The organism is Bradyrhizobium sp. HKCCYLRH2015 (assembly GCF_051168215.1).
In the GTDB taxonomy this organism is placed as follows: Bacteria; Pseudomonadota; Alphaproteobacteria; order Rhizobiales; family Xanthobacteraceae; genus Bradyrhizobium.
The window spans coordinates 64333-89979 of record NZ_JBNPUO010000014.1 but is presented as its reverse complement, the minus strand read 5'-3'; the positions used below and the strand labels follow the sequence as shown (position 1 = coordinate 89979).

Genomic DNA, 25647 nt, shown 5'->3' with positions numbered 1-25647 from the left:
TGGTGAGAACATGAGCGCAGTGCCATTGCGGAACAACAAGGCCGGTGTCGCGGAGATGCGCAGCGTCACCGTGCTCGGCGCCACCGGCTCGATCGGCGATTCGACCATGGACCTCGTGCGCGGCGCGCCGGAGCGCTACCGCGTCGAGGCGCTGACCGGCAACAGCAACGTCCAGGGCCTGGTGAAGCTGGCCCGAGAGTTCAACCCGCGCTTCGTGGCGGTGGCCGATCCGGCCGGCCTCGACGAGCTGCGCGATGCGCTGGCCGGCACCGGGATCGAATGCGGGGCAGGGGAGAGCGCCATCATCGAGGCGGCAGCCCGTCCCGCCGACTGGGTCATGGCCGCCGTCTCCGGCGCCGCTGGCCTCAAGCCGGCGCTCGCCGCAGTGGACCGCGGCGCGACCGTGGCGCTCGCCAACAAGGAATGCCTGGTCTGTGCCGGCGATTTCTTCATGGAGCGGGCCGCCCGGGCCGGCGCTTGCATCCTGCCGGCCGATTCGGAGCACAACGCGCTGTTCCAGGCGCTGTCCTCGGGCAATCGCGAGGAGCTGGTGCGGGTGATCATCACCGCCTCCGGCGGCCCGTTCCGCACCTGGGCGCCGGCCGATATCGAGCAGGCGACGTTGGCCCAGGCGCTGAAGCATCCGAACTGGAGCATGGGCCAGAAGATCACGATCGATTCGGCCTCGATGATGAACAAGGGCCTCGAGGTGATCGAGGCGTCCTACCTGTTCGCGTTGTCGCCCGACGAGATCGATGTCCTGGTGCACCCGCAGTCCATCGTCCACGGCATGGTCGAGTTCTCGGACCGTTCGGTGGTGGCGCAGCTCGGCGCGCCCGACATGCGGATTCCGATCGCCCATTGCCTCGGTTGGCCGGAGCGCATCAAGGGTCCGTCGGCCCGACTCGATCTCGCCAAGATCGGCACGCTGACCTTCGAGGCCCCGGACTTCGAGCGGTTCCCCGGTCTGCGGCTGGCCTATGATTCGCTGCGCACCGGGCGCGGCGCGACGACGGTGTTCAATGCCGCCAACGAGGTCGCCGTCGCGGCCTTCATCGGCGGCCACATCCGCTTTGGTGCGATCGCCCGCCTGGTCGAGGCGACCCTCGAGAGCTGGACGCGTTCAGGTAATTTGGCACCTCTGACGTCCGCGGACGACGCCATCGCCATTGACCATGATGCGCGAAAAAGGGCCGCCGGCCTCTTGCCTCAAATCGCCGCAAAAGCATCTTAACGGGTTGGATGGGCCGCTGGCCCGTCGGGAAGGTCATCGATGTCCGATTTTTTCCACCATATCTTCAATACCTTGAGCCACGGCCTTCTCGGCTACATCGTCCCGTTCCTGTTCGTGCTGACGATCGTGGTGTTTTTCCACGAGCTCGGCCATTTCCTGATCGCGCGCTGGGCCGGCGTGAAGGTGTTGACGTTTTCGCTCGGATTTGGCCCAGAACTGATCGGTTTCAACGACCGACACAACACCCGCTGGAAGATCTCGGCGATCCCGCTCGGCGGCTACGTGAAGTTCTTCGGCGACGAATCCGAGGCCTCGACGCCGTCGGCCGAGGCGCTTGCGAAGATGACGGCCGAGGAGCGCGCCGACAGCTTCCACCACAAGACCGTCGGCCAGCGCGCCGCGATCGTCGCGGCCGGCCCGATCGCCAACTTCATCCTGGCGGTCATCATCTTCGCCGGCATGGCGCTGTATTTCGGCAAGCCGAACACGACCCCGCGGGTCGATGCGGTGCAGCCGGACAGCGTCGCGGCCGCCGCCGGCTTCAAGGACGGTGACGTCATTGCCGCCATCGACGGCCGGTCGATCGAGACCTTCGCCGACATGCAGCGCGTCGTCTCGGTCAGCGCCGGCACGGAATTGTCCTTCCTGGTCAAGCGGGACGGCACGGAACTCACCCTCAAGGCGACGCCGGCGCTCAAGGAGGTCAAGGACCTGTTCGGCAACAGCCACCGGATCGGCGTGCTCGGCATCCAGTACAACGCCAAGCCGGACGAATCGCGCTCGATCCCGGTCGGGTTCCTCGAATCGATCAAGATCGGCTTCGAGCAGGTCTGGTTCATCATCTCCACGACCTTCAAGTTCATCGCCTCGCTGTTCGCGGGCGCCGGGAGTGCCGGCGACGTCGGCGGTCCGATCCGAATCGCTCAACTCTCGGGACAGGCGGCCAGCCTCGGCTTCCAGTTCGTTGTGCAACTGTGCGCGACGCTGTCGGTCTCGATCGGCCTGCTGAACCTGTTCCCGGTTCCGCTGCTCGATGGCGGACACCTGTTGTTCTACGGGGTCGAGGCCGTCCGCGGCCGGCCGCTGTCGGAGCGGGCGCAGGAGATGGGGTTCCGAATCGGCCTCGGGCTGGTCCTCATGCTCATGGTCTTTGCAACCTATAACGATATCCTTCACCTCGCCGGGTCCTGAGCGCGGCTTTTTTACGACGTGGCCGTTAGGCAACGTTTTGAAACGAATTTGAAAATTCAGAGAGATCCGGCGTTTGCCGTCAGGTCCAAATTGGCTACAAGCGAACGACAAATGGGAATCTGTCGGGTTCGTAGGGGTACGGAACCGGCAACGGAATATAAGGGCGCGTAGCGCATGAAGTTCGGATTGCGGGTGCGGGGGGGCTTGGCGGCCGCCTTTATCATGTTCGCCGGACCGGTGGCTTTGCCGCTGGCGAGCGTGGTTCTTTCGTCGCCAGCTGCGGCTCAGACGGTCAACTCGATCGAAGTGGTCGGCAACCGCCGCGTCGAGCTGGAGACCATCCGCTCGTACTTCAAGCCGGGCCCCGGCGGGACGCTCGACGCCGGCCGGGTCGATGACGGCCTCAAGGCGCTGATCGAGACCGGCCTGTTCTCGGACGTGAAGATCAACCGCCAGGGTGGGCGGCTGATCGTGACCGTCGTCGAGAATCCGGTGATCGGCCGCGTCGCCTTCGAAGGCAACAAGAAGGTCAAGGACGAGCAGCTCCAGGCGGAAGTGCAGTCGAAGCCGCGCGGCACGCTCTCGCGCCCGATGGTGCAGTCCGACGCCCAGCGCATTGCGGAGATCTACCGCCGTTCGGGCCGTTACGACGTGCGCGTTACGCCGGAGATGATCGAGCAGCCGAACAACCGCGTCGACCTGATCTTCACGATCGAGGAAGGCGCCAAGACCGGCGTGAAGTCGATCGAGTTCGTCGGCAACAACGCCTTCTCGTCCTATCGCCTCAAGGACGTCATCAAGACCCGCGAGACCAACCTCCTGAGCTTCCTGGGCTCGGGCGACGTCTACGATCCGGACCGTGTCGAGGCCGACCGCGACCTGATTCGCCGCTTCTACCTGAAGAACGGCTATGCCGACGTGCAGGTCGTGGCCGCGCTCAGCGAGTACGATCCGGAGCGCAAGGGCTTCCTCGTGACCTTCAAGATCGAGGAAGGCCAGCAGTACCGGGTCGGTTCGGTCGACTTCCAGTCGTCGATCGCGACGCTCGACGGCAACACGCTGCGCGGCTATTCGCGCGTCAGCGTCGGCTCGCTCTATAATGTCGAGAACATCGAGAAATCGGTCGAGGAGATGCAGATCGAGGCCTCGCGGCGCGGCTACGCGTTCGCGGTGGTCCGCCCGCGCGGTGATCGCAACTTCGAGGCCCACACCGTGTCGGTCGTGTTCGCCATCGACGAGGGCCCGCGCACCTATATCGAGCGCATCAACATTCGCGGCAACACCCGCACCCGCGACTACGTCATTCGCCGCGAGTTCGACATCTCCGAGGGCGACGCCTACAACCGCGCCCTGGTGGACCGTGCCGAGCGCCGCCTGAAGAACCTCGACTTCTTCAAGGACGTGAAGATCGTCACCGAGCCGGGCTCGTCGAGCGACCGGGTGGTCCTGAACGTCAACCTGGAAGAGAAATCTACGGGCGACTTCTCGATCTCCGGCGGCTACTCGACCACGGACGGCGCGCTGGCCGAGGTCTCGATCTCCGAGCGCAACTTCCTGGGCCGCGGCCTGTTCGCCAAGGCGTCGGTGACCTACGGCCAGTTCGCCCGCGGCTACTCGCTGTCCTTTGTCGAGCCCTATCTGCTCGACTACCGGGTTGCGCTGGGCCTCGACCTGTATCAGCGCCAGCAGCTCGCCAACAACTTCATCTCCTACGGCACCAAGACGCTCGGCTTCAGCCCGCGCCTCGGCTTCCAGCTGCGCGAGGACCTGTCGCTGCAGCTGCGCTACTCGATCTACCGCCAGGAGATCTCGCTGCCGGCGACGCTCTCGAACTGTAACAACGGCGGTGGCGGCAGCCCGCTGCCCTTCAATCCGACACCGGCGTTCATCAACGCCAATCCCGGCAACGCGCAGGCTGCGGCGATCGGCGCGGCGACCGGTGGCCTCGGGTGCTTCTCTGATGGCGAGGCCTCGCTGCCGGTCCGCCAGGAGCTGGCGAAGGGCGCGACGCTGACCTCGGCGCTCGGCTATACGCTGAACTACAACACGCTCGACAACACCAAGAACCCGACCGACGGCCTCTTGGTCGACTTCAAGCAGGACTTCGCGGGTGTTGGCGGCGACGTGTCGTACCTGAAGACCGCCTTCGATGCGAAGTACTTCACCCCGCTGGTGTCGGACATCGTCAGCATCGTCCACCTCCAGGGCGGCATCCTGAACAAGATCGGCAACACGCAGTTGCGCATGCTCGATCACTTCCAGATGGGTCCGAACCTGGTTCGTGGTTTCGCCCCGAACGGCATTGGTCCGCGTGACATCAATCCCTTCGGCACGCAGGACGCGCTGGGCGGCACCAAGTACTGGGGCGCTTCGCTCGAATTGCAGATGCCGTTCTGGTTCCTGCCTAAGGAGACGGGTCTGAAGGGCGCGATCTACGCTGATGCAGGCGGTCTGTCGGGTTATCAGGGTCCGACGGGTTGGGATTTGACAAACGAAGTCAATCGAGCCCCTTGCACCCCGCCGTCGCGCAATCCGAACAACGCCGGCACCTGCCTGGGCCTGCAGTTCAGCGACCAGAATACGGTCCGGACGTCGGTCGGTGTGGGTCTGGTGTGGGCATCGCCGTTCGGTCCGCTGCGCTTCGACTACGCGATCCCGCTCACCAAGGGTCAGTTCGACCGGACGCAGGAATTCCGGTTCGGCGGCGGTACGTCGTTCTGAGCCTGGGCCGATCGAATCCGGGTTGGCATCGACCAACCCCGCCGGTGTAAGAGATGGGAGCTCGGTTCCGGGACACCGGAGCCGGGCTCTGACTTTTTGTCCTGAGAGTACGACTTGTCTCGAGAGTACGACGGAATGGCCCAGCCGACCTTCTTCCAATCGCCGCCGCCCACGACGCTGGCGGCGATCGCAGCCGCCGCCAAGGCGACCCTGGTCGACCCGTCCCGCGGCGAGCAGGTGATCAAGGGACTGGCGTCGCTCGACGAGGCCGGCCCGATGCATCTGGCGTTCTTCGACAACCTCAAATACGCCGACCAGCTCGCCGGGACCAAGGCGGGCGCCTGCCTAGTCAGTCCCCGATTCGAGGCGCGCGTGCCGTCCCATGTCGCGGTGGTCCGCGCCAATCAGCCGTTCCGCGCCTTCGTGCAGCTTGCGCGTGAGTTCCATGCCGACGCACTGCGGCCGCAGCCCTGGTTCGGCGACGACGGACTCTCGCCCCAAGCCATCATCGATCCCACCGCGCGGCTGGAGGACGGCGTCATCGTCGAGCCGCTGGCGGTGATCGGCGCCCATGTCGAGATCGGCTCGGGGACGATCGTTGGTGCGGGTGCGGTGATCGGCCCCCACGTCAAGATCGGTCGCGACTGCAATGTCGGCGCCCGCACCGTTATTCAGTGCGCGCTGATCGGCAATGACGTCCTGATCCATCCCGGCTGCAGCATCGGCCAGGACGGCTACGGCTTCATCTTCTTCGGCGCGGATGGGCACACCAAGGTGCCGCAGACCGGGCGGGTGCTGATCCAGAACCACGTCGAGGTCGGCGCCGGTACGACGATCGATCGTGGCAGCCTGCGCGACACGGTCATCGGCGAGGGCACCAAGATCGACAACCAGGTGCAGATTGGCCACAATGTCACAATCGGGCGGCATTGCCTGCTGGCGGCCCAGATCGGGCTGGCAGGCAGCCTCACGATCGGCGACAACGTCGCGCTTGGAGCGAAAGTCGGTATCAACAATCACCTGACGATCGGCGATGGTGCCCAAGTGACCGCGATGAGCGGCGTCAAGGACGACATTCCGCCGAACGGCCGGTGGGGCGGCTTCTTCGCCAAGCCGACCAAGCAGTGGTTCCGCGAGATCGTCGCCGTGGAACGGCTGGTGCGCGATCAGACGGCGGCGAACAGGGACGAGGGGCGGGAGTGATGGACGAGTCACCCATCAGGTTTGCGGACATCGACATCAACGAGATTCTGAAGACGCTGCCGCACCGTAACCCGTTTCTCCTGATCGACCGCGTGAAGAACATCCGGGCCGACTACAGCGGCATCGGCGTCAAGAACGTCTCGTTCAACGAGCCGTGCTTCCAGGGTCATTTCCCGGAGCGGCCGGTCTATCCGGGCGTGCTGATGATCGAGGGCATGGCGCAGACGGCGGGCGTGATCGGCATCAAGTCGGTCGAGGGCACGGAAAAGCCGCGCGCGGTGTATTTCCTCACCATCGACAAGTGCAAGTTCCGGAAGCCCGTGCTGCCCGGCCAGACCATCGAGTACCACATGCGCTCGATTGGCCGGCGCAAGACGATGTGGTGGTTCCACGGCGATGCCAAGGTCGACGGCGTCGTCGTCGCCGAGGCCGATGTCGGCGCGATGCTGACCGACTGACGGACTGGTAGAAAGTTGATTGCGTCGAAATGAGCAAGATTGATCCCACCGCACGCGTCGAGGATGGCGCCGTCATCGGTGAGGGGACCGTGATCGGTCCTTACTGCATCGTCGGCCCCAACGTCGTGATCGGGGCCAACTGCAAGCTGATCAGCCACGTCCAGATCATGGGCCACACCACGCTCGGCGATGACAACGTGATCTCGCCCTTCGTCGTGCTCGGCGGCGCGCCGCAGGATCTCAGCTATCGCGGCGAGCCGCATCGGCTCGAGATCGGCTCCGGCTGCACCTTCCGCGAAGGCGTGACGATGAACATCGGCACCACCAAGGGCGGCGGTCTCACCAAGGTCGGCAATGCCGGCTTCTTCATGAACAACGCCCATGTCGCCCACGATTGCGTGGTCGGCGACAACGTCATCTTCGCAACCTCGGCCACACTTGGCGGCCATGTCGAGGTCGGCGATTCCGTCTACATCGGCGGCCTGTCCGCGGTGCATCAGTTCACCCGCATCGGCCACGGCGTGATGGTCGGCGGCGTCTGCGGCGTACGCGGCGATATCATTCCGTATGGCCTCGCCAACGGCCAGTATGCCGCGCTCGAAGGTCTCAACGTCATTGGCATGAAGCGCCGCAAGTTCACCCGTGAGCGCCTCGCCACGGTGCGGGCGTTCTATCAGAAACTGTTCCACGGCCCCGGCGTGTTCGCCGAGCGGCTGGCGGCCGTGCGGCCAATGGCCGGCGAGGATCCCGCCATCGCCGAGATCCTCGCCTTCATCGATGGCGGCCGACATCGCGCCTTGTGCCTGCCCGAGATCGGCAGGCCGGCCATCGAGCCGTAGCGCCATGGCGCCCGCCGCCGACACCTCTCCGCCGATCGGCATGATCGCCGCGGGCGGGGTGCTGCCTTTCGCGGTCGCCGACGCCATCGTCGCGCGCGGCCAGACGCCGGTGCTGTTCGCCCTGAAGGGCATCTGCGATCCAAAGCCGCTGGCGCGCTTCCGGCATCACTGGATCGGCCTCGGGCAGCTCGGCAATGCCCTGAAGCTGCTGAAGGCCGAGGGCGTCCGCGATCTCATGTTCATCGGCAATCTCGTTCGTCCGGCCGTGTCGGAGATCCGCTTCGACTGGGGCACGCTGCGCGAGCTGCCCTACATCTGGTCGGCCTTTCGCGGCGGTGACGATCATCTGCTGTCCGGCGTCGGCCGCATCTTCGAGCGCCACGGCTTTCACATGATCGGCGTCAAGGACGTCGCCCCCAATCTGCTCGTGCCCGAAGGGCGGCTGACCCGGAGCGGGCCCACCGATCTGGTGACCGGAGACATCGCCAAAGGAATGTCCGTGCTCCGCGCCATGGCGCCGTTCGATGTCGGGCAGGCGGTGGTCGTGATCGACGGCCACGTCGTTGCGCTCGAGGATATCGAGGGCACCGACGGGCTGCTGGCCCGCGTGGCGCGGCTGCGTGCCGATCGCCGCATTCGTGCTGCCGCCGGGCGCGGCGTGCTGGTGAAGGCGCCCAAGGCCGGCCAGGATCTCCGCTACGACCTGCCGACCATCGGGCCGCGCACCGTCGAGGGGCTTTCAGCCGCGGGTCTCGCCGGAGTCGCCGTGGCTGCCGCCTATACCCTGCTCGCCGATCCCCAGGAGACGGTGGCTGCCGCCGACCGGGCAGGCGTGTTCATCACGGGTGTCACGGCGTGACGTTCCGGCCTCCGGCAGGCCCGGCGATGCGCAGGATCTGCCTGGTCGCGACCGAAGAGTCCGGTGATCGCCTCGGCGCCAGCCTGATGAAGGTGCTGCGCCAGCGGCTCGGCGACGGCGTCGAATTCTCCGGCGTCGGCGGCCGCGGCATGACACGCGAGGGGCTCGCCTCGCTGTTTCCGATCGAGGAGCTCTCGATCGTCGGCTTCGCGGCGGTGCTGAAGCAGCTGCCGAAGATCCTGCGCCTGATCCGCGGCACGGTGGACGCGATCGTTGCAGCTCAGCCCGACGTGCTCGTCATCATCGACAGCCCCGATTTCACCCAGCGGGTGGCGAAGAAGGTTCATGCCCGCGATGCCGGGATTCCGATCGTGAACTACGTCGCGCCGACCGTGTGGGCGTGGCGCCCCGGCCGCGCCAGGGCGATGCGCGGCTATGTCGATCACGTGCTGGGGCTGCTGCCGTTCGAGCCGGAGGCGTTCCGCAGGCTTGGCGGCCCGCCCTGCACCTACGTCGGCCATCCCTTGATCGAGCAGCTTGCAGCGCTCCGGCCGAATGCGGCCGAGCAGCAGCGTCGTGACGCCAAGCCGCCGGTCCTTCTCGTGCTGCCGGGGAGCCGCCGCAGCGAGGTCGCGCGGCACATCGCCGTGTTCGGTGAGACGCTGGCCCGGTTGCGCGCGCAAGACATCGCGTTCGAGGCCGTGGTGCCGACCACGCCACATCTCGAAGCCGCGGTCAGGGCAGGGGTGGCGAACTGGCAGGTCGCGCCGCAGATCGTCACCGCCGAGGCGGAGAGGCGCGCCGCCTTCCGTAGCGCCCACGCAGCGCTTGCGAAGTCGGGCACCGTGACACTGGAGCTCGCGATCTCCGGCGTGCCGATGGTCACGGCCTACCGGGTCGGCGAGGTCGAAGCCTTCATCCTGCGACGGCTCATCAAGGTCCAATCCGTGATCCTCGCCAATCTCGTGATCGGCGACAACGTCATCCCGGAATTCCTGCAGGAAGCCTGCACCGCCGACAATCTCGCGCCCGTGCTGGCGGATCTGTTGAGCAGCGGCCCGATCCGCGCGCGTCAGGTTGAGGCGTTCAATCGCCTCGACGGCATCATGTCGACGGGCGCATCTTCGCCGAGCGTCCGCGCCGCCGACATCGTGCTGGCGACCATGCGCGGGGGGCGGGCGGAGAACTAATCAGGTCGAGTCCGAACTACAGCCCAAGCGCCGCGAGAGGTGTAGAACGATGGTCGACCAAGACGATCTCCCCTGGGAGGGACAATGCGCCGATGCCGCGTATACGTTCGCATTGCGATGCGCGGAATTGTCTGCGCGAAACCCTCACAATTTGCCGGCGCCGCTGAACGAGATCATCGGCACCTTGATGACAGAGCTATGGGACCGGAATTTCAGCCAAACTGACATCCGTGTCGCCTTCGACGCAGCCGTGCGAGGTATGCCGCGTTACGCCGCGGGATTAGAGCGACGCAGCCCGACGTCCACAAGGTTGGCGACCGACGATTGGCGTGCCGCCGACGGGTAGGCTATCCGTCCAGCGGACTCGCCGACAGAACGCGCCGCGCGACGGTGGGCCTGCTGCCGCCTTGCGGCGACCGCTTTGCCCACCTACGGCGGCTCGCCGAGTCGCTCGCTTCAACTGCTCCACAAGAAAGCTGGTCGCTCGTGTGAGCGCGTCCGTTGCCTTGGACACTTTTAACGGGACGTCGCGGCTCAATCGGCAGCGGGCCTTTGTTCAGCGGCTCGGAGTTCTACGAGTGCACCATTCGCACGAGATCTTTTCCGAGCTGCTCCAAGCTCAGAAACAAATTTGAGGCTTCGGCCAAAAAGACGAAAAGGAATGCATGCACCAGATACATGCGGTTGCCGAGCGTAACGAGCATACGTTCGATGACGACGCGCGGATATGAAGGCCTGGTGAAAAGCACGACGAATGCCACGCCAAGGACCAGCGAGCCGATCACGTCACTTGGATAGTGAAACGCAAAGGCGACCCTGGATAGCGCAACGACGACGGTCGCCCAAAGAAAGCAAAGCGATCCAGCCCATCTGTTCTCGATGAACACCACCGTCGCGAGGCCGAAGAACAACGTCGCGGTATCGCTGGGAAACGAACTCTGGCGGTCCCAGCTCCAGGGTACGGCGACGGAGTTCACATGAAGCGCCGGGTCCAGGAGAGGACGCGTGTGGACAAAGACGTGAAACTGGAGCCAGACAGACAGCATCGTCGCCAAGCAGACTCCGAACAGTCCTGCCAGCATACGACTCCGGCGCTTTGCACAATCGTCCACGAACCACAGCGCGACAAGCGAGCCGAATATCGGAATTCCTCTGAACAGGGAATTGGTCGCAAGCTCATAGAGACCGGCATGCGTTCCGGCGAGCGCGTTCATTCCAAGCAACAGGTCCTGATCCAAATTGCCGGTCATCTCCTCAGCCAAGCCTAAATATAACCGCGGGACAGCCATCCCTCGCAGACTGCGTCAATCGGCGGCAAGCAGAACATGCGGTTTTGGTTAACCGTGCCGCCCGCGGCGTCGTCGTATGCCCGGTCCCACATGATCATGTCGCCGTGGCGCCGTGCCCCCCGTCTTGCTGACCGGTTCGCCGATCGACGGTTGGGACTGCCGCGTTGCCGATCTTTACGACGCATCACAAGCTTCGGCGTAAGAGCATCCAACCGTAACGAAAAGGCCCGTCCAGCGTGCTGGACGGGCCTTTGATGATTTGATGTCTCGCGGCGGGCGCGATCAGCCGCGCTTGTCCATCTCGACGTAGTTGCGCGTGGTCACGCCGGTGTAGAGCTGGCGCGGACGGCCGATCTTCTGCTGCGGATCCTCGATCATCTCGCTCCACTGGCTGATCCAACCGACGGTGCGGGCGACCGCGAACAGCACGGTGAACATCGAGACCGGGAAGCCCATCGCCTTCAGCGTGATGCCCGAGTAGAAGTCGACGTTCGGATAGAGCTTGCGCTCAATGAAGTACTGATCGCTGAGCGCGATCTTCTCCAGCTCCAGCGCGACCTTGAGCATCTGATCGTCGGCGTGGCCCGTCTCCTTGAGCACCGCGTGACACATCTTCTGCATGATCTTGGCGCGCGGATCGTAGTTCTTGTAGACGCGATGGCCGAAGCCCATCAGGCGCACGTCGCTGTTCTTGTCCTTCACCTTGGCGATGAATTCCGGAATCTTGTCGACGGTGCCGATCTCGGCCAGCATGTTCAGCGCAGCCTCGTTGGCGCCGCCATGCGCCGGGCCCCACAGGCAGGCGATGCCGGCGGCGATGCAGGCGAATGGGTTGGCGCCCGACGAGCCGGCGATGCGGACCGTCGAGGTCGAGGCGTTCTGCTCGTGATCGGCGTGCAGGATGAAGATCTTGTCGAGCGCGTCGGCCAGAACCGGGTTCGGCTTGTACTCCTCGCACGGCACGGCGAAGCACATGTGCAGGAAGTTCTCGGCGAAGGAGAGCGAGTTCTTCGGATAAACGAAGGGCTGGCCGATGGTGTATTTGTAGGCCATCGCCGCCAGGGTCGGGATCTTCGCGATCATCCGCATCGACGCGATCATGCGCTGCTTCGGATCGTTGATGTCGGTGGAGTCGTGATAGAACGCGGCAAGCGCGCCGACCGAAGCCACCATGACCGCCATCGGATGCGCGTCACGGCGGAAGCCGTGGAAGAAGCGCGACATCTGCTCGTGCACCATCGTGTGGTGGGTCACGCGATAGTCGAAGTCCTGCTTCTGGGCCTTGGTGGGGAGCTCCCCGTACAGCAGCAGATAGCAGGTCTCGAGGAAGTCGCCCTTCTCGGCGAGCTGCTCGATCGGGTAGCCGCGGTATTCCAGGACGCCGGCGTCGCCGTCGATATAGGTGATCTTGGACTGGCAGCTGCCGGTCGAGGTGAAGCCGGGATCATAGGTGAACATCCCGGTCTGGGCGTAGAGCTTGCCGATGTCGATGACGTCGGGACCCACGGTGCCGCTCAGGATCGGAAGATCGAAATTCTTGTTGCCGACGGTGAGCGTCGCGGTCTTGCTTGCGGATTTTGCGTCCATCGTTTGTCCCCGATGAGATCGTTAGGCTTGGCCCTTGTTCTTTGTGAGAGATGGCAGGGCGGGTGGACTTTATCTAGTGCGGCCGCTTTGACATTCGCGTCACTGTCGCTGCCAACAGCTTAAGAAGGTCAAATCCGAAACCGTACTGGAATCTTATGCTTACTAGTGTCCTTCAGCCCAAACATCGCTCAACGAGCCCGCCGCAACGTGTGAGGAATGTCCGAGCCGGGAAAACCAGTGGGTGCCGCGCAAATGCGTATCGTATTGCCCTGTGCGCTGCAAGATGGGGGTCCATGAGACCTTATGAGGTGGTCTGGTCCTCCAGGCGGCCCAAGGATTCATCACGCCCCAGGATCGCCAGAACGTCGAAAATACCGGGTGAGGTGGTTCGGCCGGTGAGCGCCGCGCGCAGCGGCTGCGCCACCGCGCCCAGCTTGAGATTGTTGGCCTCCGCAAACGCACGCAGCGCGGCTTCCGTGGCCGGTCCGCTCCAGGACTCGACAGCGGCCAGCGCGTCATGCAGCCGGCCGATCAAGGCGCGGCTGTCCGGCGTCAGCAGGGCGGCGGCCTTGGCGTCGATCGGAAGCGGCCGGTCGGCAAAGATGAAGGCGGCGCCGTCGATCAGCTCCAAGAGCGTCTTGGCGCGTTCCTTCAGGCTCGGCATCGCCAAAGTGAGCTGCGCGCGCGTGGCGTCGTTGAGCTTGGCCTTGAGAGCCGCGCCGTTCGGCACGTAATTCAGCACGTCCTCGAACTGCCGCACCAGCGCCGCATCGTCGCTGTGGCGGATGTAGTGGCCGTTGAGATTTTCGAGCTTGGCGAAGTCGAACCGCGCCGCCGAGCGGCCGATCGCCGGCAGGTCGAACGCCCCAATCATCTCCTCGGTGGAGAAGATCTCCTGGTCGCCATGGCTCCAGCCGAGCCGCACCAGGTAATTGCGCAGCGCCGACGGCAGATATCCCATCGCACGGTAGGCGTCGACGCCGAGCGCACCATGGCGCTTCGACAGCTTCGAGCCGTCGGGCCCGTGAATCAGCGGGATGTGCGACATCGACGGCACCGTCCAGCCGAGCGCGTCGTAGATCTGCTTCTGGCGCGCGGCGTTGATCAGATGGTCGTCGCCGCGGATGACGTGGGTGACGCCCATGTCGTGGTCGTCGACGACGACCGCCAGCATGTAGGTCGGATTGCCATCGCCTCGCAGCAGCACGAGGTCGTCGAGGTTCTCGTTCTGCCAGACCACGCGGCCCTGGACCTGGTCCTCGATCACGGTCTCGCCGGTCAGCGGCGCGCGCAGCCGGATCGTCGGCTTGACGCCTTCGGGCGCCTCCTTCGGATCGCGGTCGCGCCACAGCCCGTCATAGAGCCGGGTGCGCCCTTCCGCGCGCGCCTTCTCGCGCATTGCCGTCAGCTCCTCGGCGGTGGCATAGCAGCGATACGCTATGCCGCTGGCGAGCAGTTGCTCGGCGACCTCGCGATGGCGCGCGGCGCGGCTATATTGGTAGATGACCTCGCCGTCCCAACCGAGTTCGAGCCATTTCAGCCCGTCGAGGATGGCGTCGATCGCCGCCGTCGTCGAGCGCTCGCGGTCGGTGTCCTCGATTCTGAGCAGCATCTTGCCGCCGCGGCCCCGCGCATACAGCCAGTTGAACAGGGCCGTCCGGGCACCTCCGATGTGGAGAAAGCCGGTCGGAGAGGGGGCAAAGCGTGTGACGATCGGGGAGGTCATGGGCGGCAGCACGAAATCCAGGCAGGGGCTATGAAGGGCGGGGGGTGTATAGCAGGCCTATCGCATAACTAAAGCCTTCCTTGGGGGAGGCGGATTTGGCAGATAGGCTGCCAAATTCCGGAGCAGGATATTCTTGATGACCACGACGACAGACACGGCGGCGACGGCAGAGGCAGGGCGCGACTTTATCCGCGACATCGTCCAGGCCGATCTCGACAGCGGCAGGCACAAGACGGTCGTCACCCGGTTCCCCCCGGAGCCGAACGGCTATCTGCATATCGGCCATGCCAAGTCGATCGGTCTCAACTTCGGCATTGCCCAGGAGTTCGGCGGCCGCTGCAATCTGCGCTTCGACGACACCAATCCGACCAAGGAAGAGCAGGAATATATCGATTCCATCCAGGCTGACGTGCGCTGGCTCGGCTATGACTGGGGCGACAACCTGTTCTTCGCCTCGGACTATTTCGAGCGGCTCTACGACTGGGCCGAGGGCCTGATCAAGGCCGGGCTCGCTTATGTCGACGACCAGACGCAGGAGGAGATCCGGCTGTCGCGCGGCACGCTCACCGAGCCCGGCAGGAACAGCCCGTTCCGCGACCGCTCGGTCGAGGAGAATCTCGACCTGTTCCGGCGCATGAAGGCCGGCGAATTTCCCAACGGCGCGCGCGTGCTGCGCGCCAAGATCGACATGGCGGCCGGCAACATCAACCTGCGCGATCCCGTGCTGTACCGGATCCTGCACGCCCATCACCCGCGCACCGGCGATACCTGGAAGATCTATCCGAGCTATGATTACGCCCACGGTCAGTCGGATGCGATCGAGGGCGTGACGCACTCGATCTGCACGCTGGAATTCGAGGATCACCGGCCGCTCTACGACTGGTTCCTGGACAAGCTGCCGGTGCCGTCGCATCCGCACCAGTACGAATTCGCGCGCCTCAATCTGACCTACACCCTCTTGTCCAAGCGCGTGCTGACGCGGCTGGTGCAGGACGGCCACGTCTCCGGTTGGAACGATCCGCGCATGCCGACCATCGCCGGGCTGAAGCGCCGCGGCGTGCCGCCGGCGGCGGTGCGCGAGTTCATCAAGCGCATCGGCATCGCCAAGGCCAACAGCATCGTCGATGTCGGCATGCTCGAATTCTGCATTCGCGAGGAGCTCAATCGCACGGCGCAGCGCCGGATGGCGGTGCTGCGGCCCTTGAAGGTGGTTATCGAGAACTACCCGGAAGGCCAGGTCGAGGAGCTCGAGGCGATCAACCACCCCGACGACGCTTCCGCCGGCACGCGCAAGATCGCCTTCGGCCGCGAGCTCTATATCGAGCAGGACGACTTCATGGAGAACCCGCCCAAGAAGTTCTTCCGCCTGTCGCCCGGCAACGAGGTGCGGCTGCGCTACGCCTATTTCATCAAGTGCCGCGACGTGATCAAGAACGATGCCGGCGAGATCGTCGAGCTGCGCTGTACCTATGATCCGGCGACCAAGGGCGGCAACGCGCCGGACGGACGCAAGGTCAAGGCGACGATGCACTGGCTGCCGGCGGCGCAGTCGCTGAAAGCCGAGATCCGCATCTACAATCAGCTGTTCGCCAATCCGAGTCCGAACGCCGCCGACTTTACGGCCGACCTCAATCCCAACTCGTTGGAAGTGCTGACCGACGCCCGCATCGAGCCGGCGATCGCCGCGAGCAATTCGGACGCGCCGATGCAGTTCGAGCGCCAGGGCTACTTTGTGCGCGATCCGGACTCGACGCCCGACAAGCTCGTGTTCAATCGTACCATCGGCCTGCGCGACACGTTTGCGAAGGAGGTCGCCAAGGGCTGAGGCGAGCGGAAGCCGCGGGACGCTTGCAGCTCAGCTGATCGCGTCCTGGCCGGCGTTCGTCAGGGTCGGCACACCGTCGGTGAGCTCGACGAGCCCGCGCTCGGCGAGGAGCGAGAGGTCTTCCTCGGCGACTGGGGACAGCGTGAGCCGGTGGGCCTTGATGTCCCGGAGAGTCCAGCGGAGGTGGATCGCCCTCTCGAGCGCGAGATCGGCGAAGGGGTCGTCAATACCTTTAGCGTCCATACCCCGATAAGCGCGTGCGACGCGAAAAGTTCCAAGCCAAGTGCGCGTGCAGAAAGCCAGGATTCCCGTTCCGTTCTGCTAGGCGGCCTCGCGCAGCTTCCGATAGCCTTCCCGCCCGGTCGGGTCACGGGTGGTGTTGGCAATGGCGGAGCCGGTCAGGCCGCCAGCAGGACGTCCAGGAGGGCGGCGCGGGATCGCGGGCGTGATGGCCGACGTCTGGCCGCCGCGGGGCGCGCTGGCCGGCGGCTGGCCCGCGATCCGGCCCGGCGCGTCATCGGCGTTTGCCGCGCGCCTCAAGATCTGGGCGGCCGAGGAGGCCGGGGCGGGGCGGCTGCTGCCCTGGGTGCCGGTGGCATTCGGGGCCGGCATCGCGCTGTATTTCACCGCCGATCACGAGCCTGTGCTCTGGATCGCCGCCATCACGGCGGCGCTGCTCTGCCTCGTCGCCATCATGATGCGGCGGCATCGGCTGTTTCCGGCGGCCGTGATGATCGCGGCGGCGGCGTGCGGCTTTGCCGCCGCGACCATCAAGACCGCGCGGGTGGCGCATCCGGTGCTGGCGCGGCCGCTGTATTCGGTGGCGCTGTCCGGCTTCGTCGAGGCGCGCGACATCCGCGAGCGCAGCGACCGCATCGTGCTGCGCGTCACCGCGATGGAGAGCCCGCGCAACGCGATCACGCTGGCGCGCGTGCGGCTCGCGGTGCGCAAGGGCACGGCGCCCGAGGTCGGCAGCTTCGTGCAGCTCAAGGCGCGGCTGCTGCCGCCGATGGCCCCGGTGCGGCCGGGATCCTACGACTTCGCGCGCGACATGTTCTTCCAGGGCATCGGCGCCTCCGGCTTCGTGATGGGCGCGATCACGACGGCGCCGCCGCCCCAGGCCGTCGGCTTCGGCCTGGGCTATGCGGCGGCCATGCAGGGCCTGCGCGATGCGATCGATGCGCGCATCCGCGGCCGGCTGTCGGGCGACGAGCGGGCGATTGCCACCGCGCTGCTGACAGGCCGGCGCGACGCCATCACGCCCGATGTCAACGACGCGATGTTCATTTCCGGCCTCGGCCATGTGCTGTCGATCTCAGGCTATCACATGGCGGTCGTGGCCGGCGTCGTGTTCTTCGCCGTGCGCGCGCTGCTGGCGCTGATCCCCGGCCTTACCGTCAGCCACCCGATCAAGAAATGGGCGGCGGCCGCGGCGCTGGTCGCGGCGGCGTTCTATCTGTTGCTCTCAGGCGCGGAGGTCGCGACCCAGAGATCGTTCTTCATGACGGCCGTGGTGCTGATCGCGGTCATGGTCGACCGCCGCGCCGTCACTTTCCGCACGCTCGCGGTCGCGGCGATGATCGTGCTGATCGCAGCCCCCGAGGCGCTGGTGCATCCGAGCTTCCAGATGTCGGGCTCGGGTTCGGCTTGAGAGCGAAATTTGCCCCGTAACTAAATTGAATCTAAAGGGTTTTTAGTCCATCCCCGGCTTCTCGGCCGAGCACGAAAATCGAACAAAAACCCGAACAATCCGAGATTTCCGGTCCAAAAGTCCCAGAATAAGTCCCAGACTTGGTTTCATCGTTCTTGGGAGGTTCTCGGCGCAACGGCCACCGCCCAAAGGGGCGGAGGCCGTGTTTTTCACGTCCTGGCTGGCCCGCAAGGCGGCCGATCGAGCAATGTTTCGTACACGCCGATTTGCCGTCGCAGTTCCCCGACTGCCGCAGCGGCAGCGTCAATGGAGGCGCCCATCGGGTACAGGGAGGGCGCCGATTTCAGGCTTTCGAGCCGGCGTCGTCTATCGGAAATTCGCGCACGCCAGTTGTCGCAGAAGCCGCACATGGTGGCCTCGTCTGATTGGGTTTCGGATGTTCGAACTTCCCAAGCGGCGCGCTGGGGTCCCGTCGACCAGGCGATCTGCGGCGCGCAGACCAATTAGCAGCTTTAAGCGGCCTCGGCGCGAGACCTGAACAGCTAGGGTTCATATATCCCATTTTGGGCGACGAAACAAACAATTCCCTGGGCTGCGCCTCCTCTGAGGACGCTTGTCGGCACTCGATAAAACCGCAAGTGTTCCGGCGGCGTGAGCAGCAGGACGGGCTCGCAATCTGCGATGGCGCGGACGACGGTGTCGAGCTCGCGCTCGACCCGCTCACGATCGCTTCCCCACTCGTTGTGGATAGCCCAGGCCATGATCGTGCGGGTGTGCGGCTCGAAATCGGCCGGAATGCGGATCCTGCCGGTCAGTTCGCCCCCCTCTGCGGAAACTTCTTTGCGACCCATCCCGAGTAGCCCGGATGGCCCCAGCGCCACGGAAGCTCCTTGTCCTGGGTGACGCCCACGCGAGGTCCATTGAGCAGGTTCGCGACGGGCTCTACGGGACGAAGCAGACGGAAAGGAGGCTTGAGGAGCGAGGCGCCATCGAGAAGAGGATAGATCCCAAGCGCCTCGGCCAGACTGCACGGTCCGCGGCACAGCTGCTTCTCGTACCCCTTCTTGCACTCCTTGATTGTTTTCGAGGCGGCAGCGGGTTTGCTGCGGCGTTCGGCCATGATGTCCATTCCCGCGACCGGCACTCCGGCCCGGACCAGAACCGTGCTTTCTTCCCCTTCCTTTCCGCAGACGATGTCGATAGCCCACATGTCGCGATAGCCATGGATGCGGAGGGTGGCGAACGGCGTCAGGTTCTTGGATCCTCGGTTTCGACGCGACCGGTTCTCGGGATGCAGGTGGAAGGCGCGGTCGGAGCCACCCCCGTAGCCCTCGTCATCGACCAGCATGATTCCGGTCTCGACCCCTCGGTTGTCGTGCAGAAGCACGCATCCGATCAGGTTCGGGGCGACGATATGGGCAGGCGGCGCGAGAAACTCTTGGTCGACATCAATGTATTGCTTTCCGAGATATTCAACCATCTGAAAATCCTTTTTTTGCAAGAGATGTCCTTCGCGACGGCCGCGAAGGTTAGGAGCGGACTCTCACCAGATCCCGGCGGAAAGTCAAATAAATGTTATAAATCAATAAGTTATATTATTTCCTATTTCGGACGTCGATCCTATTTCGAGATTACTCAAAGAGTTCAGATTCTCTTTCGCCATGAGACCCAGGTGAAATCTTGTGTTTGTGTGCGTAGCCTCTGAAGTTGATCTAACGAGCAACTAGCCTCGCCGCGCCCTCGGATGCCGGCGGAGACCGCGATGGGCGAAGAAGCGAAGCCGAAGACGTCCCGGAAGAAGAAGCGACGACGCAAGCCGCGGGAGGAGATCTTCACGCAAAACCTCCGCAACTCGGCGAACGTTCTCGGACTGGTCAGCAGCCGAAGATCGGCATCTCGCACCTCTTACGGACCCGGCCAGTGGGCTTACCCGACTTCGGGGGCCGGGAGCGTCCCGATGGAGCGGAAATAGGCGCCTAGTGCCTGCCATCGGGGCCGGAGTACAGCTTTCCCGCCCGCGAATGCTGTTGCCTGTCCTCCCACATGCACGACGCCGAAGATGGGGATGCCGGCGAACTCGGTGTGGAACGGTGTCTCGACCATGTAGGCCCTTTCCATGGGTATCCGTTTCCCCTTGTTGAGGGCGTATCGCAACGCATTGAAGGGATCCGACCCCAGGCAGATCACCATCTTCGGACGGACGATCTCGATCTGAGGCAGCGCATATTCCGAAGCGCTTCTCACCAGGTCGCGGGGTGGAATCTTCGCATCCATCGCGCCTTCCTTGATGAATGGAAACACGTCGGTCGCATAGGTGTCGGCGAACGACAGATCGAAATGCTCGCGGAGGATCTCCTTGATGTTGATGTTCGTCGGCAGCGTGGCGTCGTGGCCGGATTTCTTCTGCTCCGGATTTCTGGGCTTGTTGAGGAAGTCCGAAGAGGCCCAGTCCTGGCAGATGAGCATCAGCTCGGCGTCGACGTTGCACGCCGATATCGTCCAAGGCACGACATGATCGGTCTCGTAATAGCCGCCGTGGAAATCGGCGAGATTGAAATACCGTTTCGTGTAGCGCTCGAATGTCGCCTCCTGGCGTTTTCTCGCCAATTGGAGGAGAGCGTCTCGCTTTGCGTTTCCGTCGATCGACGACATGGTCGGTCGCGGCCGATCCGGCTGTTCCGCACGCACGAAGGTTCGGCAGGTCACCCGCGTTTCCCGTCCAGCCTCCAGGCAGCGCGCGCAGACGAACGCGTCGAATGTCTTCTGCGTCCGTTCGTTGGTGCAGCGATGCTGAACGGTCCTGGACGACGCGACGCCGTCTTCGTCGCGGCATGTCCTGCAGACGAGTTTGCCGCCGGACTGTCCCTGTGCCGTCATGCGTTCGATCTCCAAGTGGCGCTCGGATGCCGAAGGGGGTTTCAGGCGCATTTCCGAAGGCGGCATGCGGGTGCCGACATTCTAGATGCCATGGATCCCAGCATGGTACACGGAGCTGAAATCCAAGTTAAGGTAGCCATCGGTGGCTATTCGCCCGCGCCCTCGACGTCGCCCACCGGGACCCACCGTCGGGGTTGTCCGCGGATGAAGCGGCTGCTGAAGGCCCCGCCCTCGCCAACTCGATCAACAAGTAGTCCCCCTCCGTACGCTACCAGACTTGGTACAATTCCGACTCCTTCGGAGGAGTGACTGAATAGCGCTGCAGCTCGCCGTGCAGCGTCTCGAGACTCACCATGACTTCAGGCGCGTGCGTTCCGTGTTCGTGATTTGCCACTCAAAATCATCCGGCAGCCGGATCAACGTGACTGCTGCGGCCTTTATCCAGACACCCACCCACTACGGGTGAGGCGAGCCGGCAGAGATCTGCCAGAAGCTCAACCTCCCCGAAACGGCCGTCCTGAGCTTTCAAACGGAGCGACTCTTCAGCAGAGTTAGGTCGGCGGCGTCCTTGGGGAGGGAATCGACAAAGGCCTGCGCCAGAAAGATCCGGTACGTGAAACCGCGCGCGGGCATCGAAGGCGGCGAGGTCGGCTGCCAGTCGCCGTCGGGCAGTTGGTCGCTTCTCCGTTCGTTCCAGATCCAGTCCACGAACCGCTCGGCGTCGGCGAGTTCGTCGATCGGCCGCCAAATCCAGGCGACGCTGTACTCGTCCTGCGAAGGAAGCAGGACCGCCATGCAGTAATCGTCTCCGAGCGCTTCGCACTTCCGGAATTCAAGGTCGGACCAGTAGATGTATCCCGGCATGGTCCCAAGCCGTTTTACCTCAATATGGATGGTGCGTCGGTCGAGGCGGATGACGAAGTCGCTTTCGCGCCTCTCGTCGTCGAGCTCGTTCCTGGTGATCGGACGTCCGGGAAAGGCAACCGTCAATCTGGCATGAAGCCAGTCTTCGGCATGTCTCCCGGCTTGCGAAGTCAGCGAAGGATCTCCGATCCCGGCTCCTCGCGACGTCCATGTCTGCGTGCCGAGGCGTTGTACCTGAATGGTTTGCCGGCCCGCAGTGGCGTTTGTGCTTCCGCTCGGGCCGGATCGCGGACCTATGGAGTTGTCCGTCGGCGTCGGGAAGGTCGGTGAGGGCTCGGCGGGACGTGAGCGCACGTAACTCGGGGACGTCGTCACGGAGGGCTTATCGGAGGAGGGCGAAGTGGCATCCGTCCCGCGATCGACGCGAGTTTCGTCACCCGCCGTCACATCGTTCGATCGGGACGCGTGCGCGGCGTCTTCCTTCGACATCTCAGCATGGACCGCCTCGAGCTCCTGTTCGGGAACGCCTTGATCCCGAAGCCGCTCGATGACTTCCTGCTCGTTCGCCGCGGACAGGATGTTCTCGAAGATCGCCGTATGCCTGGGCTGACCGACGAGGTAGTGAGCAAGACCCAATCCCAAGGAGCGATGGTAAGCGCCGTCGCCCACGATCATTAGCGTCCCATGCCGATTCCGGAAGGCCCGCACTTCCGTGGTGGCAATCTCGTTTCCATCCTCGGACCGCATCGAGATCGACAGACCGGGTGTCGCTTCGATCCGGAGATCCTCCTTCAGGAGCGACCTGTGCATGTCGGGGACAACAGCGCGCAGGGCGCGTATTCTGGACCGATAGAGTTCGCCGGCGAATGCCGAGCCCTCGTCGTCGACGCCGGCCGAAACCGGCACAAGCGTGACCGCCTCCGAGAGGCGACCGAGGCCCAGGCGCTCGTCCGCCCTATCTGCCTGGTTCATGAAGAGGATGAATATGCGATAGCCGTGAGCCAAGAGGGCCCGCCTGATGTCGGGCGCCTCGAAGATCGCTTGGTCGAGCCATTGCGCCTGTTGCGCGCGGACGAATCCCAAATGCTCCCGGTCGTCTCCTCCGACGAAGCACGGCAAGCGCAGTCTGAGCGATGGGTAGAGATCTTCGATCTTCGATTCGAATAGCCGGCGATAGAGCGTTCTCGCGACCTCGAACAGCATGGGCTTGTTGGCGGAGGCCTGATCGGATGCGTCCGCGAGACGCTGCATCCATCCAATCCAAGCGAAACCGTCCGTGGGCAAGGATTCCTTGATGCCGATCGCCCTTAGGAATCGGAGCAGATCGTTCTTCCGTCTCAGCTCGACGTCGGGCAGGGCGATCTCGGGAAGCAGTCCCTCTATGCCCTTTCCGGCCAGGTAGGCGTCCGACCCGGCCACCGTACCTTCTGGAAAGAGCAGCGATTTTTTGTGCGGAAGCCACTTGGTGAATTCGAGTTGATGGCGGGCGAAGTTCGTCTTCAGCGTCTGCGGCTTCTGTTTGTTATAGGCGAGATACTTCGCCGGAAGCCGTTGCGCGGTCGTCCACATGGTTCGGCCCGCGTCGAGCAGCGGTAGAAGCCTGTTCTCGGTCGCGAGGCATTCCGGAAAGTATTCGATCCGAACATCGAAATCGCTTCGGTTGAAATCACCCAGATGCAGATCTGCGTACTCGCGGGTTACGTCCCCAAGACCGGCCGTCACCATCTTGGGCTCCCAGGCCACACCCGCGAACCGCAGTAGACCCTTCCAGGTGTCCAGATCGGCGCGCGTTCGCAGCGGCTCCTGCCAACTGCGAAGAGGCCGTACCACCGCCCGATCTCCAACCTTTTCGAAGAACGCCCTGAACGACCTCGGCGCGCCCCATGCCATGCTGGCGTAGCATTGCTCCGCGGCGCGCCATCCCTTGTCGGTCGGTAACCGGAGCGCGCGCGAAAGCCGCCTTCGGAAGATGTCGCCTTCGCCCAATTCGCGGTCGTGGACGATGGGCATTGGCGAGACAACTTCGAAGCGTGGCTTTTCCGACCAGTCGCGGTACCAGCGCAGGATCTCCCATCCATGTTTGTCCCACTCCGCGGCCTTCATCTTCTCCATGGCGGGCAGCAATGCCCTTTCGAGGTATTCGCCTTCGTGGACGAACTGCTTGACGACGTGCTCCCTCCATACCGAATGCATGTGCTTGGCGGAGACGTTGCCGGAGAGCGCCTTTTCGATAGTCTCCAGATGACTATGGGCTTCCGTCGAGAGAGCATCGGCGGGCACGGATTTCGGCCAACTCCGTGGCCGCGAGAACAGTAGGATGCCTCCGGCGATCGACCGCGCCAGACCGGCCTCGGTCCACCAGCACGGCACCTGCTCGAGCCAGGCGTAGTACGGATACGCGTCGAGCATCGGCACGCCCTCCTGGAGCAAAACGTCGACCGCGCGCTCGCATTCCGCCGGCGATCCGTTTCTGCAGTGGCGCATCGCACCGAAGAAGTCATGAGGGCCAATCGCCTTGGCCTGCATCGCCTGAAGAACGGAATTGCGGCCGATTACGGAGGGGTGGAGGAATCGGTAGTTCTTGAGTCCCGGCGCTTCCTGACGAAGGACCTTCCCGAAGTCCCCCTTCCAGACCACGACGTCGCGTGGCCGCACCTTGTCCCCTCCGATGGTCGGAACGAAGGGCGTCTCCTTGACCGCGTCCAAGATCGTTGAAGCGAGAATCCGCGCGGCCCCGCTCGTCGACTTCGGATCGACGCAACCGAAGGCGTCAAGCGACGACGACGCCGGTATGGCGGCGACGATCTCCGCGACGAGCTCGCGCATCCGCGGATAGACGAGGTCATTCCTTTGGCTTTCCCGGAAATGCTTTCTGTTTTCGGTCACGTCGAGCGAGGCATGCACGATCGCCCTCGCGCCGACCGTTTCGTCGGTCGGAAAAAACATATGCACCGGAGGTTTATCGTTCTCCTGCAGCGCGACGGCAACTGCAGCTTCGTCCAGCGGAAGGCACACGGCCACGCTTAAGCGCTTGTCTTCGCCTTCGCTTTGCCACTGACGCGACCATTTGGCCCATCGGCCGACATGCGGTCTCCCGTTCGCCACGCGTACGTAAAGTGCAATCCGTTCCCGCTCCGCTGCCATGACCGAACGGTCGACCTCGATCGAGCGCGAGGCCAGGCCGGACACCTCGATTCTCAGCCGCGTGATATGTTGCAGCAACAGAAGGAATCGATGATCGAGCCGCCCGACATCCTCCCGCACCTTGCACGCTGCCTCCGCGTTCCGGAACGGCAAACGGATCGCGGTCGCGTATCCGTCCTGCAGGAGACTCGCGATCAAAGGCGACTCGACGGCAGCATGCGGAATCTCGAAGGTCGGGCCAGCGATCCTCTTTCCTAGCTGCGATAGGAGAAGCGCTTCCGTGTCAGACCTGCTGAAATGGAAGGAAAAAGGCCGCGAGAAGATCTCCGGTCGTTCCGTGACTTCGAGGACCGAGATGAATCCCAGACCTTTCGTTCCGATCAGTTCAGCGGCCTCGGCGGAATCGTCTGCGAGCGCGTCGTCGGCGTTTTGCAGCAGCTCCCAAAGGTAGCGGCCGCCGTAGTCGGCCACCACGCCTCTTTCATGCCGGAGGTCACGCTTTAGACGGTTTGCGTCCACACGATAGACCGCAATCGAGCGGTCCGCGATGGCTCGAAGAAGCTCCGAGTCGGGGATGTCTGGATAGTCCTCGGGCAGTTCGTCTTCGCTCCCGGTCTTTTCCGAGAGGTCTAGCGCACAGAGTGCGAGAACGCCGAGGCGGGATACGCGTTTTCCATCGTTCGCGACTATGAGCGCGTCGTCCGTAACCTTGATGAGGACCGCGCTACGCTGCCGCGACATGGACGACCGTTATAGGCGTGTGTGAATCGGAGCACCGAAAGCGACCCATAGCTGATTCACCGCCATCGGGCCGTCTCTACCGAAAGGTTAATGGTAGCAGAAATGTAGCAGGAGATGGAGGACTCCTGACGTGCCAGGTTAGGCAGCCTCCGCATCCAGGTTCGTTTCCTCGCCTCGCTTCCGATTGATCAGATTCAACAGGTGCGCCGAGGCTAGCGCATCGCATAAAGCCCGATGATGATTGTCGA

General features: G+C 64.0%; 18 protein-coding genes and 1 pseudogene. 11 read left to right on the top strand and 8 right to left on the bottom strand.

The features are described 5' to 3' along the window. Positions 1-10: 10 nt before the first annotated feature. The 9 genes from dxr to ACQR1H_RS31460 all read left to right on the top strand — a co-directional run bounded on the left by dxr (position 11) and on the right by ACQR1H_RS31460 (position 10041). Positions 11-1234 carry a 1-deoxy-D-xylulose-5-phosphate reductoisomerase gene (dxr, locus tag ACQR1H_RS31500; RefSeq protein ID WP_315799734.1) on the top strand — a complete coding sequence of 408 codons (1224 nt, stop codon included), beginning with the start codon at positions 11-13 and terminating at the stop codon, positions 1232-1234. Between the two features lie 39 nt (positions 1235-1273). Further along, positions 1274-2425, top strand: a complete 1152-nt coding sequence (gene rseP / locus ACQR1H_RS31495) for an RIP metalloprotease RseP (RefSeq protein WP_434874401.1) — start codon at positions 1274-1276, stop codon at positions 2423-2425. Positions 2426-2599: 174 nt separating this feature from the next. Continuing rightward, positions 2600-5146 carry an outer membrane protein assembly factor BamA gene (gene bamA, locus ACQR1H_RS31490; protein WP_316181310.1) on the top strand — a complete coding sequence of 849 codons (2547 nt, stop codon included), beginning with the start codon at positions 2600-2602 and terminating at the stop codon, positions 5144-5146. Between the two features lie 135 nt (positions 5147-5281). Continuing rightward, entirely contained in the window at positions 5282-6349 is a 1068-nt protein-coding gene (lpxD, locus tag ACQR1H_RS31485) for a UDP-3-O-(3-hydroxymyristoyl)glucosamine N-acyltransferase (RefSeq protein ID WP_434893435.1), read from the top strand. Then, entirely contained in the window at positions 6349-6807 is a 459-nt protein-coding gene (gene fabZ / locus ACQR1H_RS31480; protein ID WP_315799738.1) for a 3-hydroxyacyl-ACP dehydratase FabZ, read from the top strand. The genes lpxD and fabZ overlap by 1 nt, the downstream gene beginning before the upstream one ends. Before the next feature lie 29 nt (positions 6808-6836). Then, on the top strand, positions 6837-7646 hold the full coding sequence (gene lpxA / locus ACQR1H_RS31475) for an acyl-ACP--UDP-N-acetylglucosamine O-acyltransferase (protein WP_434882415.1): 810 nt from the start codon (positions 6837-6839) through the stop codon (positions 7644-7646). Between the two features lie 4 nt (positions 7647-7650). After that, the gene (locus ACQR1H_RS31470) at positions 7651-8505 is read left to right on the top strand and encodes an LpxI family protein (RefSeq protein ID WP_316181304.1); all 855 of its coding nucleotides are present in this window, start codon (positions 7651-7653) and stop codon (positions 8503-8505) included. Between the two features lie 26 nt (positions 8506-8531). Further along, positions 8532-9695, top strand: coding sequence for a lipid-A-disaccharide synthase (lpxB, locus tag ACQR1H_RS31465; protein WP_434908696.1), 1164 nt, complete (start codon positions 8532-8534; stop codon positions 9693-9695). A gap of 49 nt (positions 9696-9744) precedes the next feature. Next, complete coding sequence (locus ACQR1H_RS31460) at positions 9745-10041, top strand: hypothetical protein (RefSeq protein WP_434908695.1); 297 nt, start codon at positions 9745-9747, stop codon at positions 10039-10041. A 226-nt stretch (positions 10042-10267) separates the two neighbouring features. Here ACQR1H_RS31460 and ACQR1H_RS31455 read toward each other — a convergent pair whose 3' ends face one another. From ACQR1H_RS31455 to gltX, 3 genes are all read right to left on the bottom strand, one after another. Further along, positions 10268-10945, bottom strand: a complete 678-nt coding sequence (locus ACQR1H_RS31455; RefSeq protein WP_434908694.1) for a phosphatase PAP2 family protein — start codon at positions 10943-10945, stop codon at positions 10268-10270. 321 nt (positions 10946-11266) lie between these two features. After that, a complete protein-coding gene (gene gltA / locus ACQR1H_RS31450; protein WP_434908693.1) occupies positions 11267-12571 on the bottom strand; it encodes a citrate synthase in 1305 nt (434 codons plus the stop codon). Positions 12572-12872: 301 nt separating this feature from the next. Beyond that, positions 12873-14297 (bottom strand): glutamate--tRNA ligase, encoded by a 1425-nt coding sequence (gene gltX, locus ACQR1H_RS31445; protein ID WP_434908692.1) that lies wholly within the window; start codon positions 14295-14297, stop codon positions 12873-12875. Between the two features lie 136 nt (positions 14298-14433). Between gltX and ACQR1H_RS31440 the strand changes: the two genes are divergently transcribed. Further along, on the top strand, positions 14434-16122 hold the full coding sequence (locus ACQR1H_RS31440) for a glutamine--tRNA ligase/YqeY domain fusion protein (RefSeq protein ID WP_434840113.1): 1689 nt from the start codon (positions 14434-14436) through the stop codon (positions 16120-16122). Between the two features lie 30 nt (positions 16123-16152). Here the strand turns inward: ACQR1H_RS31440 and ACQR1H_RS31435 are convergent, their stop codons facing one another. After that, positions 16153-16365: a hypothetical protein gene (locus ACQR1H_RS31435; RefSeq protein ID WP_315799746.1), complete on the bottom strand. Its 213-nt coding sequence runs from the start codon at positions 16363-16365 to the stop codon at positions 16153-16155. Between the two features lie 142 nt (positions 16366-16507). On the opposite strand from ACQR1H_RS31435, the pseudogene ACQR1H_RS31430 reads away from it, so the two are divergent. Next, positions 16508-17755, top strand: a pseudogene (locus ACQR1H_RS31430) (ComEC/Rec2 family competence protein); the annotation flags it as partial. Positions 17756-18315: 560 nt separating this feature from the next. Here ACQR1H_RS31430 and ACQR1H_RS31425 read toward each other — a convergent pair. The 4 genes from ACQR1H_RS31425 to ACQR1H_RS31410 all read right to left on the bottom strand — a co-directional run bounded on the left by ACQR1H_RS31425 (position 18316) and on the right by ACQR1H_RS31410 (position 25399). Continuing rightward, entirely contained in the window at positions 18316-18624 is a 309-nt protein-coding gene (locus ACQR1H_RS31425; protein ID WP_434885846.1) for an agmatine deiminase family protein, read from the bottom strand. Beyond that, the gene (locus ACQR1H_RS31420; protein WP_434885845.1) at positions 18585-19253 is read right to left on the bottom strand and encodes a DNA-3-methyladenine glycosylase; all 669 of its coding nucleotides are present in this window, start codon (positions 19251-19253) and stop codon (positions 18585-18587) included. Before ACQR1H_RS31420 ends, ACQR1H_RS31425 begins: the two co-directional genes overlap by 40 nt. 446 nt (positions 19254-19699) lie before the next feature. Continuing rightward, entirely contained in the window at positions 19700-20665 is a 966-nt protein-coding gene (locus ACQR1H_RS31415; protein WP_434908691.1) for a hypothetical protein, read from the bottom strand. A gap of 510 nt (positions 20666-21175) precedes the next feature. After that, complete coding sequence (locus ACQR1H_RS31410) at positions 21176-25399, bottom strand: hypothetical protein (protein ID WP_434908690.1); 4224 nt, start codon at positions 25397-25399, stop codon at positions 21176-21178. Between the last annotated feature and the right edge of the window lie 248 nt (positions 25400-25647).